The organism is Nitritalea halalkaliphila LW7, from assembly GCF_000265075.1.
Classification (GTDB): Bacteria; Bacteroidota; Bacteroidia; order Cytophagales; family Cyclobacteriaceae; genus Nitritalea; species Nitritalea halalkaliphila.
The window spans coordinates 1-14,447 of the sequence record NZ_AJYA01000065.1 but is presented as its reverse complement, the minus strand read 5'-3'; the positions used below and the strand labels follow the sequence as shown (position 1 = coordinate 14,447).

Annotated in this window: 11 protein-coding genes and 2 rRNA genes; 4 read left to right on the top strand and 9 right to left on the bottom strand. The window is 49.3% G+C overall.

Going from position 1 to position 14,447, the window contains the following annotated elements:
* Positions 1 to 1,176 precede the first annotated feature (1,176 nt).
* The 4 genes from A3SI_RS14970 to A3SI_RS21190 all read right to left on the bottom strand — a co-directional run bounded on the left by A3SI_RS14970 (position 1,177) and on the right by A3SI_RS21190 (position 4,615).
* A complete protein-coding gene (locus A3SI_RS14970; RefSeq protein ID WP_238531800.1) occupies positions 1,177 to 2,364 on the bottom strand; it encodes an OmpP1/FadL family transporter in 1,188 nt (395 codons plus the stop codon).
* Between the two features lie 2 nt (positions 2,365 to 2,366).
* Positions 2,367 to 2,696: a hypothetical protein gene (locus A3SI_RS21200; RefSeq protein ID WP_238531799.1), complete on the bottom strand. Its 330-nt coding sequence runs from the start codon at positions 2,694 to 2,696 to the stop codon at positions 2,367 to 2,369.
* A gap of 448 nt (positions 2,697 to 3,144) precedes the next feature.
* Entirely contained in the window at positions 3,145 to 4,038 is an 894-nt protein-coding gene (locus A3SI_RS21195) for a hypothetical protein (protein ID WP_156810335.1), read from the bottom strand.
* A 145-nt stretch (positions 4,039 to 4,183) separates the two neighbouring features.
* The gene (locus A3SI_RS21190; RefSeq protein ID WP_009057230.1) at positions 4,184 to 4,615 is read right to left on the bottom strand and encodes a hypothetical protein; all 432 of its coding nucleotides are present in this window, start codon (positions 4,613 to 4,615) and stop codon (positions 4,184 to 4,186) included.
* Positions 4,616 to 4,754: 139 nt separating this feature from the next.
* On the opposite strand from A3SI_RS21190, the gene proS reads away from it, so the two are divergent.
* From proS to floA, 3 genes are all read left to right on the top strand, one after another.
* Positions 4,755 to 6,236: a proline--tRNA ligase gene (gene proS / locus A3SI_RS14955; protein WP_009057228.1), complete on the top strand. Its 1,482-nt coding sequence runs from the start codon at positions 4,755 to 4,757 to the stop codon at positions 6,234 to 6,236.
* A gap of 164 nt (positions 6,237 to 6,400) precedes the next feature.
* Complete coding sequence (locus A3SI_RS14950; protein WP_009057226.1) at positions 6,401 to 6,859, top strand: NfeD family protein; 459 nt, start codon at positions 6,401 to 6,403, stop codon at positions 6,857 to 6,859.
* A 13-nt stretch (positions 6,860 to 6,872) separates the two neighbouring features.
* Entirely contained in the window at positions 6,873 to 7,895 is a 1,023-nt protein-coding gene (gene floA / locus A3SI_RS14945; protein ID WP_009057225.1) for a flotillin-like protein FloA, read from the top strand.
* Positions 7,896 to 8,114: 219 nt separating this feature from the next.
* Here floA and A3SI_RS14940 read toward each other — a convergent pair whose 3' ends face one another.
* The 3 genes from A3SI_RS14940 to A3SI_RS19400 all read right to left on the bottom strand — a co-directional run bounded on the left by A3SI_RS14940 (position 8,115) and on the right by A3SI_RS19400 (position 10,369).
* The gene (locus tag A3SI_RS14940) at positions 8,115 to 8,753 is read right to left on the bottom strand and encodes an HAD family hydrolase (RefSeq protein WP_009057223.1); all 639 of its coding nucleotides are present in this window, start codon (positions 8,751 to 8,753) and stop codon (positions 8,115 to 8,117) included.
* A gap of 12 nt (positions 8,754 to 8,765) precedes the next feature.
* Positions 8,766 to 9,197, bottom strand: a complete 432-nt coding sequence (locus tag A3SI_RS19405) for a WG repeat-containing protein (protein ID WP_009057221.1) — start codon at positions 9,195 to 9,197, stop codon at positions 8,766 to 8,768.
* Between the two features lie 98 nt (positions 9,198 to 9,295).
* Positions 9,296 to 10,369 (bottom strand): KWG repeat-containing protein, encoded by a 1,074-nt coding sequence (locus tag A3SI_RS19400; protein WP_009057219.1) that lies wholly within the window; start codon positions 10,367 to 10,369, stop codon positions 9,296 to 9,298.
* A gap of 220 nt (positions 10,370 to 10,589) precedes the next feature.
* Between A3SI_RS19400 and A3SI_RS14925 the strand changes: the two genes are divergently transcribed.
* Entirely contained in the window at positions 10,590 to 11,846 is a 1,257-nt protein-coding gene (locus A3SI_RS14925; protein ID WP_009057217.1) for a S8 family peptidase, read from the top strand.
* 564 nt (positions 11,847 to 12,410) lie between these two features.
* On the opposite strand, the gene rrf is transcribed toward A3SI_RS14925, so the two are convergent.
* Positions 12,411 to 12,522, bottom strand: a 5S ribosomal RNA gene (rrf, locus tag A3SI_RS14920).
* Positions 12,523 to 12,667: 145 nt separating this feature from the next.
* Positions 12,668 to 14,447 (bottom strand): 23S ribosomal RNA (locus A3SI_RS14915); the annotation flags it as partial.

Below are 14,447 nucleotides of genomic sequence, written 5' to 3'. Positions count from 1 at the left end.
ATCACCTCCCAAGGCAAATCCATCAAAACAAGGATTGAAACTGTGCAGCACATCGCTATAGGGTATCGTGATCTCCTCCTCCCAAGGCAAATCCATCAAAACAAGGATTGAAACAAATTAGAATTCCCTCACAAGTCAAATCCGCTGCACCTCCCAAGGCAAATCCATCAAAACAAGGCCTGAAACTTGTGCGGTCACTTCGGGGGAGTTCGAAGCACAGCTACCTCCCAAGGTGGATATTCCGGAACATGTTGACTCCTCACCTGCGGAATGATTTTGAAGAGTAAGAGTAGCCTGAAAGGCCAGAATGCTGACATTCCGGAGTAGGTTGCCCCCTTTTAAAATGGTTGTGGTTTCTTAGCAGAATCTTTATAGCATCTGCTAACACGAAAAATCTTATGGCGGGAACACCAAAACCCATGAGTCCGATAAAAACAATTACTGATTCTGTCTTCAAACCTATTTCCCGGAAAAATAGATGTAGACTTCATGACCAGAAAGATATTCGAGCTTCATAGAGCCTGCTGCCTAGGTACTTTCTGTTGTAATGCTCCATAAACTGAGTATAACTGTATAAGGTTATCAAGCAACCGCCTAGCTTCTTTATAATTGTGGTGTGGGAGGGAAAGACCTAATTCCACTTTACCACCATGAAAATTCAAGATCTCTTTCCCCTCGTAATCTGAGGCATGGGACCAGGATACATATTGATGGTATAGCAGGAAATGCCTAGCACGGAGGCTATTTTTTACTGCAGATTCCACCTCTGTATAAGCAAAAAATCCGCTTTCTATCCATGGGATTTAGTACGTTCGCCATTCCTTTTTTTCCGAAAAAGATACAGCAGATAAAATTTTATCTCGTAAAATGGCACATATCGAACCGAAACGCCCCTAAAAAAAACAGCTTAAACCGAAACAGGTGGCACAAATAGAACCGTAATATCCAGCTATACCATAGCTTACACCGTATTTTATTCCGAAAAATTAAAAAAGAAAACTCCGAAAAAGGAAGAAACTGCCAAATTCGGAGTTTTACTTTATATTTTGATAATTAACCAGTTAACTACGGCCAGTTAAGATTTATACAAAAGGCCCAAATTTTCTAAGAGGCCCTCAATAAAAGCGGTCTATTGCACTTCCCCCMCCCAAACACAGAAAATCACCTGGCCCTACGCTAAAAGTTAAAACCAAGCGTTAGAATTCCCTGGTTGATAACATTGCGAACCTCTGCTACAGCACCCAATTCCTGGCCTCCCTCGATAAAGGAGTAGGAGGTATATAGGTCTCTAAAGTTATTACTGATAAAGGCAAAGTCCACATAGAATTTCGATAAGCGCACCCCTAAACCACCTGTAAACTGCTGACGGGTGCGATCGAAATCATCATTCACAAAAGGATCTCCGTAAAGACCATACCCCCCTCTAAAACGAAATATATCATAGCGAAACTCACCCCCTAAACGAAAATTAATCGCTTGTCCGAAAAGCGTATTAATCTGCTGATTGTCTAGGCTCGGATTAAAATCACGCGAGTTCAGACGATTCATGCTGTAGTCTATGTAATCTACGTCCGCTGTAATAAAACCATTTTTACCTACAAAAAAGGTACCTCCAGCGGATAAACGCATCGGAGTATTTAAGTTAAATGTACTAATAACGAAGGGGGTTAAACCCTCTTCACGATTCAGACGAATACCCTCGTCCTCAAAAAAGAAATTGTCATAGAAAGCCACGATCCGGCCATCATACTCTTCATTTAAACGGTACCAAGTGGGGCTTTGGAAATTAAAGCCTAAATTCACCTGATCGATCGGCTTGTAGATAATACCAGCGTTTAAATTGATCCCAAATCCATTAATTCTCAGGTTCTCCTGAATGGAAAGATTCGTCAGCGGTTCTCCGAAAAACTCTTCATTAAAAGTAGCTGTTCGCAAATAGTTAACGGAAGAAATACCCAATCCTGCACCAATAAACAACTTGTTTCCGAAGTTGGCGCCATAAGAGAAGGTCGTTTGGGTTATCCCTCCCTCTTGTTCTACGAACTCATCTTGGAAGGGCAGACCGAGCACAAAGGAATCGTATTGTGTAGGGTTGTTGATCGGATTTCCTTGATTATCGAAAGCGATAGGGTTGATAAGAAAGGCCTGATAAGCAGCACCTGTAAGTCCTCTGTTCTCGATTTGATTCTCAGGAATCCCTTGCGCATCGGCTAAAAAGAAGTCGATGATAGAGGAGTTGCCCTCGATGTCTGAGAAATATCCAAAACGGGTATTAAAATTCGCCACACGGTTAATACTTATCCCGAAAGTACCTCCTCGAAAACCAGAATTTGTAAAGCCTTCCCGCGGACGGCTAATCACCACACTTAGATTAGGTACATTGAAAATCCCTCTGCGCTCCTCTTGGGGCTGCTGAAGAAAGGTGGTTTCCGTGTTCCAAGCGCCTGCTCCCGCCGTAATGGAAAATTCAGACCGCCTAAAAAACCCAAGGCCCGCAGGTTCATATGGATGTTCGAGACATCTCCACCTAAGGAAGTCTGCGCCCCACCTATACCAAGTATACGAGCAGATCCTGTACTTTGAAATTGACTAAAACGAAGCGCATCATCAGCATATCCACTTTGCGCGTGCGCCTGTTCAGAAAGCACCAAGCCCACTAGGCAAGCCACTCCGATTATTCGCTTTATTCCCTTCATATTTTCATGATTTTTAAAAAAACTTTTGACAAGAATAATGCCTAAAAGTTCACCTGTTTACTAAACGACTTTAAGGGTGTAAAGATATAGAATTCTAAAAAAAACTACCGAAATCGAGAAAAAACCCCTCCCATTTCCTCTAATTAGAGAGAAATGGAGCCTAACGACAAAAGGAAAAATTTCCAAATCACAACTTGTGGTGAAATGTCCACAGCTCGATCGCATCTAAATGGGAACGCGATTCATGTAACTATTCCCTTCCACTAACGAAAAACCCCATGACTTTTGGCTACGAAACGCTCAGGAACAAAAAATAAGTGAGCTATTCCGTCCTGGCAGTTTCTCAACGAGTGCATAACAATTGCTTGAGGCACCTGAAGTAAAAAATAGACTAAAAAGAAAGGGCATCCGAAGATGCCCCTGAGTTTACTTTTTGACCGAATAAGGATTATCTGCCACCGCGACCGCCACCTCTGGATCCGCCGCCGCTCATGCCGCCACCGCTGCTGCGCATAGCACCACCGCCTGAGCTAAATCCAGTCGAGCTTCTGCTCGGCGCTGTAGAACGCATCGCTGGTGCAGTGCTTCTGCTTGGCTGGCTAAAGTTACTTCTGCTCGGCTGAGAGAAACCACTTCTACTTGGCTGCTGACTGAAGCCAGAACGAGAAGGAGCTGTTCTATAGCTTGGCGCTGCCGTTCTATTGGAGTAAGAAGGGCTTGCAGATCTTGCTGCTGTACCACCTCTCATAGCACTACCACGAGTAGCTGGCGCCGCACCTCTGTAAGCAGACTGCGTACGCGCTGCTGGAGCTGCTGAACGATAGGAAGGAGCCGCTGCACTTTGTCTACCCACAGCACCACCACGCGTGGTAGCTGCTGAACGTGTATTTCTACTCGTAGGTGCTGCTGCAGTTCTGCTGCTCGCACTGTTGCGGTATAAATCGTTTTGTGATCTGCTGAAATCTCTACCCGCATTCGCTCTGCTCGCATTTGGTGAAGCGATACCGCCACGCTGGGCTGTAGCATCTCTCCTAGCAGCCGCACGAGAAGTCGCTGGTGCACCAGCTGCCATATTCGCACGGTTGGCAGCAGTAGCGTAACCCGCTCCACGCGTAGGTCGAGCGCCACGTAAAGTTTGTCTTTGGTTTAATTCACCCCCTGGCAAGACGAAGATAGGTGCACCGAATCCACCCCAGCCGAAACCAGGACGCATCCACGGGTTACCCCAGAAACCACCCCCCCAGCCAAAACCAGGACCGAGGCCATAGGACCCCAGAATGGATCCCACATAGGCCCGAATCCGCCCCAGCCAAAACCAGGCCGAAAGCCCATGGATTACCAAAACCTAAAGCAAGGTTAAAGCCTGGACGGAAACCAAATCCGCCACCAAAACCTAAGCCTAGCCAAATCGAGGCCAAAACCAAATCCTGGACCGAAACCAGGACCCCAGAAAGGATCCCAAAAGCCCATAGGCCCGAATCCGCCCATCATAAATGGTGAAAATCCGAAGCCCCCAAAACCTCCGCCAAAGTTATTAACAGGCCAGTGGCAAAATTATTATATACATTCACGTTAGCCGGCTGCTGACGCGCGTCAAAACGCTCATCATCAAAATACACCGCACCCTCATCATCCGCAGAATCAGCTGGAGCTGCATAACGTGCTAAATACTCAGGATTAACATTACGAGCAGAGAAATTCTCTTGCATCTCAGGAGCATCCGCTTGGCGTTTTAATGCCCTAAAATTCTCCGGATTGTTGTTCTGTACAGCGAACTGCGTAGCCACACGGGCGTCTGAAGCCATAAAGTACAAATCATCCGTTTCCCCACCCCTCATCGCTGTATAGCTACTGCTACACGAGGAGAGCGCCAGTGCGGCACCTACTCCGAGCGATACATACGTCATTAAATTTTTCATAATCGGTCAGATTTAACTCTTATATAATAGATACGCGCTTTTCACCCTGTATGTTGCAGCCACGTATAAATAATTGCTTTATATTTGTCCTATCATAAGAATTCGAAAATAAGAAGATTTTTACTTTCAAGCAAACATCATGAGCAAAGGACTTCCAAAAAGAAGTGAGGATTACTCTCTGTGGTATAATGAATTGGTTAAAAAAGCGGATTTAGCTGAGAACTCGGCCGTTAGAGGCTGCATGGTCATCAAACCATACGGCTATTCGATCTGGGAAAAAATGCAGGCAGAACTCGACCGCATGTTTAAAGAAACGGGGCACACGAACGCCTACTTCCCGCTTTTTATTCCGAAATCCTACCTCTCGAAGGAAGCCAGCCATGTGGAGGGCTTTGCCAAAGAATGCGCTGTGGTCACACACTACCGCCTTAAAAATAGCGAAGACGGTAGCGAGGTAATCGTAGATCCAGACGCGAAACTGGAAGAAGAACTCATCGTCCGCCCCACCTCTGAAACCGTCATCTGGAGCACCTATAAAAACTGGATTCAGTCCTACCGCGACCTCCCCCTACTCGTTAATCAGTGGGCAAATGTCGTGCGCTGGGAGATGCGCACCCGCCTTTTCCTCCGAACAGCCGAATTCCTCTGGCAGGAAGGCCACACCGCCCATGCCACGAAACAAGAGGCCATCGAGGAAACCGTGCAGATGATGCACGTCTACGCGACCTTCGCCGAGCAGTTTATGGCCCTTCCCGTGGTAAAAGGCGTGAAAACGGAAAACGAACGCTTCGCCGGAGCTGAAGACACTTACTGCATCGAAGCCATGATGCAGGACGGTAAAGCGCTCCAAGCCGGTACTTCCCACTTCCTAGGCCAAAATTTCGCGAAAGCATTCGACGTAAAATTCGCCACCAAAGAAGGGAAACTGGACTTCGTATGGGGTACCAGCTGGGGGGTGAGCACCCGCCTCATGGGCGCACTCATCATGGCCCACTCCGACGATAATGGCCTCGTCCTGCCTCCGAAACTGGCACCCATCCAAGTGGTCATCGTCCCCATTTACAAGGGCGAAGAACAACTAGATGCGATCAGCGAGAAAGCGAAAGAGCTTATGGCCGCGCTCCGCGCAAAGGGCATCAGCGTTAAATTTGACAACCGTGACACCCATAAACCTGGATTTAAGTTCGCCGAATACGAACTGAAAGGGGTGCCTGTACGTATCGCCATCGGCCCGAAAGACTTGGAAAATAACTCCGTAGAAATCGCCCGTCGAGACCTGCTCAGTAAGCAAACCGTTTCCCTGGCAGATGTGGAAATCGGCACCTTCGTCGAAGAGCTCCTCGCCGAAATCCAAGACAGCATCTACCAAAAAGCTAAAACCTTCCAAACCGAACATATCACGGAAGTAAACAGCTGGGAGGAATTTCAAGAAGTGCTCGAAAAGAAAGGGGGATTCCTGTCCGCTCACTGGGATGGCACAGGCGAAACGGAGGAGAAAATTAAAACCCTCACCAAAGCCACCATTCGCTGCATCCCCCTCGATGCAAAAGAAGAAGCCGGAACCTGCATCCTCACCGGTCAGCCTTCCGCACGTCGCGTACTCTTCGCGAAAGCCTATTGATCCTAAGCATATTAGCCACATACCCTTGCGCCGCTACCCCCACGGTAACGGGCGCTCCTATTTTTACACGCCCCCCAGAAAGAATAAAATCCTCTTTTCATCAAGTGTTTCTAAGGAAATCCTTATATTAGACCACGTAAACAAATTTAATTTTTCTGTTCATCATGTGGATAGTCATTACGCTCATTTTCATTGGCTTGCTACTCGTGCTCACCGAGATCATCTTCGTCCCCGGCACCACCATCGTAGGCATCCTCGGCATGCTCTTCTCGGGCATCGGAGTGGGGTATGCCTTCCAAATCTATGATAAAAACACGGCCTTCTGGATCCTCGGGCTGGTCCTCGTCCTGCATATCGGAGGACTCATCTGGACCCTCCGGGTCAAAGCCTGGGATCGCTTCACCTTAAAAAGTACAGTGGAAGGCCGTTCTTTTGATAACCGTTTAGATGGTCTCTCCGTATTAGAAGAAGGTAAAGCCCTTTCCGACCTAAAACCTATCGGCAAAGCGCGCTTTGGAGAGAAGGATTTCGAAGTGAAATCCACCACGGGGCACATTGCCGCAGGCACCCCCATTACCATCACCCGCCTACAAGACAATCAAATACTCGTGAAACCTTTATAAATCCGTTTAGACTATGGAGTACGATAACTCAGCTTTAATTTTACTGGTGGCCTTCGCGTCACTGGTGGTCTTATTTATCTTTTTGTATTTTGTGCCTGTCAATCTCTGGATCACCGCAATCTTCGCGAATGTACGCGTGAGCATCGGGGAACTGATCGGGATGCGAATCCGTAAGGTGCCACCAAGTGTCATCGTAAATTCACTCATCACGGCGACGAAGGCCGGCCTAGACCTCAGCACAAATGACCTCGAAACACACTACCTCGCAGGAGGAAATGTCCCTAATGTGATCCGAGCCCTGATTTCTGCCGATAAAGCCAATATCCGCCTGAGCTTTAAACAGGCTACCGCCATAGATCTAGCAGGTAGAGATGTGTTCGAAGCTGTGCAGATCTCCGTAAACCCGAAGGTAATCAATACCCCAAATGTGGCCGCCGTAGCTGCAGACGGTATCCAGCTTATCGCGAAGGCGCGTGTGACCGTACGCGCGAACATCGCACAGCTCGTCGGGGGTGCCGGTGAAGACACCATCCTCGCACGTGTCGGTGAAGGGATCGTTACCTCCATCGGTTCTGCCCAAAACCATAAAAGCGTACTCGAAAATCCAGATAAAATCTCCAAACTTGTTTTGGAACGCGGACTAGATGCAGGCACGGCCTTTGAAATCCTATCCATTGACATCGCAGACATCGACGTGGGTACAAATATCGGAGCGAAATTACAGATCGATCAGGCGTCTGCCGACCTTAAAGTGGCCGAGGCCAAAGCCGAAGAAAGACGCGCCATGGCCGTGGCCCTCGAGCAGGAAATGAAGGCTAAAGCAGTGGAAATGCGTGCGAAGGTAATCGAGGCAGAAGCTGAGGTACCTAAGGCCCTTTCCGATGCCTTCCGTAATGGAAAATTAGGCGTAATGGACTACTATAAAATGGAAAACATCAAGTCCGACACCGACATGCGCTCCTCGATCGCAGGGAATGACGACAGCGGAAGTAGCAGCAGTAGCGCCGGAAAAGGAGGCAGCGGCGATAAGAAATAAAGCGGAATAGGCAACATACCCGCTACCAAGGTTCCTAGAGGAATTGGTACCGCGCATGCCTATCGTATAAAAGGGCTTTTACAGAGATGTAAAAGCCCTTTTTCGTATGTAGGCCATAGCCTCCTGAAGCATGCCCTAGGTAGCTCCCGCATTTTTACCTTGGGAAACCTCCTCCTCTCGAATACCACGAATGCGGTTCATAGGCCTTTGAAACTCTATTCAGGACAAAACACCTAAACCCAGCTGCAAATAATTTTGGACGTAGTCCTTACAGGGAGGCAGCTCTTCGGCCCGATGGGAGCTCAGCACACCGATGACCTCCATCCCCGCATTTCGGGCAGCAGTCACCCCCGAAAAAGAATCCTCGAATACCAGCGCTTCCGCGGGGGAGACATCTAAAGCCGCCGCCGCCTTCAGGTACACCTCCGGATCTGGCTTATGCTTGCGAACATGCTCACTGGCCAGCGCCACTTGAAAATAATCCCGAATGCCCAGCGTACCCAAAATCAGGTCCATATTTGCCTGAGGTGCAGAGGTAGCTACACCCAGAGCCACCCGCCCGCGAAGCGTATTCAGAAAGGGTAAAAAGCCAGCTATCGCCTGGACATGAGGAGCATAGAGCTCTCGAAAACAGGCCTCTTTTTCACGTTCCAGCTCTGCCAGCTCCTCCCCCTCTATCGGACGATTTAAAAAATACGAAAAGATATAGCCGTTGTTCTTTCCATACATATGCTCCTTAAATGCTTCCTCAGTAGGCTTCAACCCGTACCGGCTGAAAAAAAGCCGAAAGGCCTCCGCATGGTAAGGATTGGTATGGCAGATGACGCCATCCATGTCAAAAATCACTGCTTGTTTCATCGTTGTATCGGTTTAAGGTTTGTTCGTGGTAAGGAAAGCTTCTGGCTCCGCCAAAGGCTGGGCTGCGATGCTGCCACTAGGGGCATCTACCTCGATTTGCCGGTAGGCAAAGGGTAAGAGCATCCTGCCCGCACGGTCCGCCAGCCCCCAGCGCCCCTCTCTGAGAAGCAGCAGAAACTGACCTTCCAGCTCTTGGGCGGCCTCTAACTCTGCGGGCCACAGAAAGCTACCATCTGCACGTAAAATCCCCCATTTACCCTCCTTTTCGACTAGGTATAAGTCATCCGCTAGGCGGCGAAGTTCAGTGAAAGACTCCGAAATAGCCTCTCCAAACCTGTCAATGAGAAAGTATGCCCCCCTTTGGCCCACAGCCGCCACCCCCTTAGAAAAGGTGCCCGCAGTTTCCAAAGCACGGAGCGGAAGCAGCTCTCCCCGCGCATCCACATAGCTCCAGCCATCTGAAAAGCGGACAGCCGCACGCTCCTCATAAAATGGGCGCAGCTCAAGCGCCTCGGGAACAGAAATCCACTGTCGGAGAGGACTTAGGAATGCTTGAATGCCAGCATCTCTCCCTGAAGCTGCCCATCCGCCAGCCAGCGCAAAGCACCGATCTGCGAGGTAGGTGTCAACAGCCAGCCTGAGTCCCCATAAACGCCCGTTTTGCCATCGCGAAAATCTACCCGATAGACCTTTGGAGCCAGGGCCTCTACGCGGGTCATGCCTACTGCATCCAGTAAAATCCCCTCCCCCTTCATGATGCGCCGAAGCTTGCCGTGGATATATTCCACAGGCGTCCCAGCGTCCATCTGAATGCGATGGTAGGACACATACTGCACCTGAATGCCATTCGGGAGCGCCTTTATCAGGCGGTATTCTTTGCCCTCCCGGGCAATAAAATAATCCTTTTCCAAGTGGGTGAGTGCATCCATTTGGGCTGGGAGAATGACCTTGCCGATGGCATTAACTAAGCCTTTTTTCTGGTTTAAAGTAAAGATAAGAAAATTATCTCCCGCTGCTTGCACACTATCTAGGGCTTGCTCCTGCAGAAAATTACTGATGGGCAAGTAATAACGTCCTTCTCGGGTAGCCACCACCTGTCCATTCGGAAGCAGATGCGCGCGTTCAAAGCTGCCGATGGGAGTCAAATTACGTGTGCGACGGTCATAATGTGCGAATCCGTCATGGTCACGGACCAGCAGAGCCGTTTCACTGGTCTCCACTTCCCTATATTTCGGTTCCAAGACCTGCTCTCCATAGCGATGCCATACCCCTAACCCATCAGCGCCACGCACCAGAACCCAAGGGGACTGTGAGGCCTCTAAAGTGACTGGCCCTAGACTTAAATTGGGCCGAAAGGCCGCATTCAAAAAAAACATATGGCCCTGACTGTGCATGAATTTCAGCTGCTCGTCGATCACCTGAAGGTAATCTGCCTTTAACAAACCTTGAAAGATAAGCTGACCCTCTTGTAGCTGGTAAAGCTCAAAAGGTGCCCTTGGAGCAGAGGTCTGGGCGGATGTAAAAGGCTTCCGCCAAATAAAAAGAGGAAGGTAAAGAGAACGATTAGGGCGATTGGCTTCTTGTAACTCATGCGAACCCAAAGCTACATGCTTCACAGCGTTCCTGCAAGTTAAGGAGAGCTGAAGCGCTTATGCCTCAGCTGGTTTTATGCAAAACAAGAAAAATAAAATAGGGAATCAGCAAAAACCCTCATCACCAAAAGCCGAAATCAACCACAATACCCATATATTAAATGTGTAGTAGGTAAAATTTCATATTTTTATTTTGTTATTTACTTATTTGTTCGATATTCGCAAAAAACCAATTCTATTACTTATGAAAAAGAGATACGGATTAAGCGTAGGTTTAGCGCTTTTAGTAGCAGGAGCCTGCCAGCCACCCGAAGAAATCAACCCGAACTCCGAGGCAGAAGCCTTTGGTAATGAGGTAGAAAGTGTTTTGCACGTAGCAGGTGCCGGAGAGATCATACCGGGTAAGTACATCATCAGCATGGAACCCACTGCCATCAGTTTTCGACGTGGCGAGGATTATGCTGAAAATCAAGCGCTGATGCGGGAGGAAGTGGGCACGTTTTTACGCAAATTTGGCATCCCAGCCGAACAAGCAGAAGAGGTGTATGAGACGGCACTGGTAGGTTTCGCCGCGCGACTAAGTCCGGAACAGCTATCCCGTATCGAAAAGGATCCTTCCGTAGCTTCGATAGAACCTGACCGCGTGGCTTATTTATTACCTGATTTATTGGGGCCTTTATTGCCTATCCTGCGTCGTCCTGGAGGCGGTGGTGGTGGTAGCGCACAGCCTGCACAGGTGGTGCCTTTCGGCATTACTCGGGTAAATGGTGGTGTTAGCTATCAGGGCTCGAATGCCGTTTACGTGGTAGATACGGGCATAGAGCTTACACATCCCGACTTAAATGTAAATGCTCAGCGTGGTTTTAATGCCTTTACACGTGGCCGGGATGGCAATTCGCTAACGGATGAAAATGGACATGGCACGCATGTGGCGGGGACTGTTGGTGCCATCGATAATGAAATCGGCGTCATCGGTGTCGCTGCAGGCGCGCAGGTGATTCCGGTAAAGGTTTTAGGGGCGAATGGCTCTGGAAGTAATTCGGGCGTAATCGCGGGCGTAAACTTCATCGCGGCGAATGCACAGCCAGGTGATGTGGCGAATATGAGTTTAGGTGGGGGTATCTCTTCTGCCTTAGATCAGGCTGTTCTAAATGCGTCTAATGCAGGCATCTGGTTTGTTTTAGCCGCAGGGAATAGCAGCGCTGACGCGAACACATCCAGCCCGGCACGGGTAAATGGCCCTTTTACGCTGACCGTTTCCGCTATGGACAGTAACGATCGTTTTGCGTCATTCTCTAATTTTGGGAATCCGCCTATAGACTGGTGCGCACCAGGGGTGCAAATTGCCTCAACGTGGATTGGTGGTGCTTACCGCAGCATCAGTGGTACCTCTATGGCAGCTCCCCATGTAGCAGGGCTTCGCTTGCTCGGCGACATTCAGCAGGATGGCTTTGTTCGTAATGATCCAGATGGCGTTCCAGACCCTATTTCTGTACGTTGATAGGGGTGGTTGATTGTTGATGGTTAATTGTTAATTGTTAATGGCGCAGGCGCGGCAGGTTTGTCTTGTGAAAAGCGCGTCTGTTTCCAGCTTGGATAAAACCGTTAAGTCGAAAAAAAATTAGGCCTCTATAATCCCGAGCTGCTGTCCCCCCCGAGCTCCATAGGAGCGGACCTTATGCTAACCGCGTGGCGTTAGCCCGCGGATCGAAGAACGCCTCTCGTGCCTGGGTCTGAAGCCTCCAGGCCTTCCCAAAATCCGCCGTTATGAGGGCTCTCGATTTCTGCACCCTAGCAAGATACCCCCTACCAAGCCCCGCATCGGCAGCGCCATTAACCATTAACCATTAAAAAAAAGCCCATGACAACCCAACCAGTCCCACGCCAACAACCCCATTAACAATTAACCATTAACCATTAACCATTAAAAAAGCAACCCACAACAATCCCAACCAAGTCCCACGCCCACAGCGCCATTAACAATTAACAATTAACCATTAACAATTAACCATTAACAATTAACCATTAAAAAAAGCCCTTCAGATTTCTCCAAAGGGCTTCGATGATGAGGCGGCGACCTACTCTCCCAGATGTAACTCCAGTACCATCGGCGCAGTAGGGCTTAACTTCTCTGTTCGGGATGGGAAGAGGTGGAACCCCTACGCTAGGCCGCCAGGCCTTTCTACTGTCTCTTGTCTGACCCTCATCTAGTCAAACCAGTAGCTACTTGACGTAGTCAATATTTTTTAGCGCTCCTAACTCACTCTCGTGACTCGCAGCGTATGCTTTTAACATGTTGGGAGAAAATGCAATAGGGTAATCTAACGTAAGTTTTCGGGTCATTAGTACTGCTCAGCTATGCCATTGCTGACTTTACACCTGCAGCCTATCAACGTCATCGTCTCTGACGTCCCTGTTTGGAAGTCTCATCTTGGAGGGAGTTTCGCACTTAGATGCTTTCAGCGCTTATCTCTTCCCGACGTAGCTACCCGGCAGTGCAGTTGGCACCACAACCGGTACACCAGCGGTCAGTCCAACCCGGTCCTCTCGTACTAAGGTCAGGTCTCCTCAAACTTCCCACGCCCGCAACAGATAGGGACCGAACTGTCTCACGACGTTCTGAACCCAGCTCGCGTGCCACTTTAATGGGCGAACAGCCCAACCCTTGGGACCTTCTCCAGCCCCAGGATGTGACGAGCCGACATCGAGGTGCCAAACCTCCCCGTCGATATGAGCTCTTGGGGGAGATCAGCCTGTTATCCCCAGAGTACCTTTTATCCTTTGAGCGACGGCCTTTCCATGCAGTACCGCCGGATCACTATACCCGTGTTTCCACCCTGTTCGGCTTGTCGGCCTCACAGTCAAGCTCCCTTATGCTATTGCACTCCACGCACGGTTACCAAGCGTGCTGAGGGAACCTTTGGAAGCCTCCGTTATCCTTTTGGAGGCGACCACCCCAGTCAAACTACCCACCAAGCAATGTCTCCGCCACAGGCGGATTAGATACCAAGCAAACAAAGGGTGGTATTTCAACGGCGACTCCACAACGCCTAGCGACGCCACTTCACAGTCTCCCACCTATCCTACACATCGTTTACCCAATACCAATACTAAGCTGCAGTAAAGGTTCATGGGGTCTTTCCGTCCCGTTGCGGGTACGCGGCATCTTCACCGCGACTACAATTTCACCGAGCTCATGGCTGAGACAGCGCCAGATCGTTACACCATTCGTGCAGGTCGGAACTTACCCGACAAGGAATTTCGCTACCTTAGGACCGTTATAGTTACGGCCGCCGTTTACCGGGGCTTCAATTCAGCGCTTCTCTTGCGATAACGCCCCCTCTTAACCTTCCGGCACCGGGCAGGTGTCAGGCCTTATACTTAGTCTTTCAACTTCGCAAAGCCATGTGTTTTTGATAAACAGTCGCCTGGGCCTCTTCACTGCGGCCACACTCGCGTGTGGCGCCCCTTCTCCCGAAGTTACAGGGCCATTTTGCCGAGTTCCTTAGCCATGATTCACTCGAGCACCTTAGGATTCTCTCCTTGACCACCTGTGTCGGTTTGCGGTACGGGCATTCATACGCTTAACGCTAGAAGTTTTTCTTGGAAGTCCTTACGGCTATTATCCGCTTGTCCGTAGACGCGCGGTACTATCAGGTTCAGCTAGATCAGTGCATTTTACTCCTAATCCAATACCTACACCCTTTAACCAACTATTCCGTCAGTTGGCAAGCCTTTCAGTACTCCGTCACTCCATCACCTGTATGAACGGTATGGGAATATTAACCCATTGGCCATCGACTGCCCTCGCGGGTTCGCCTTAGGACCCGACTAACCCTGATCCGATTAGCGTTGATCAGAAACCTTGGTCTATCGGTGTGCGGGTTTCTCGCCCGCATTATCGTTACTTATGCCTACATTTGCTTTTCTAATCACTCCAGTAAACATCACCATCTACCTTCGCCGTCATTAGAATGCTCCCCTACCATAATCTACTCTCGTAGACCATCCTACGCTTCGGTATCGCGCTTGATGCCCGATTATTATCGACGCCCTGCCGCTCGACCAGTGAGCTGTTACGCACTCTTTAAAGGAATAGCTG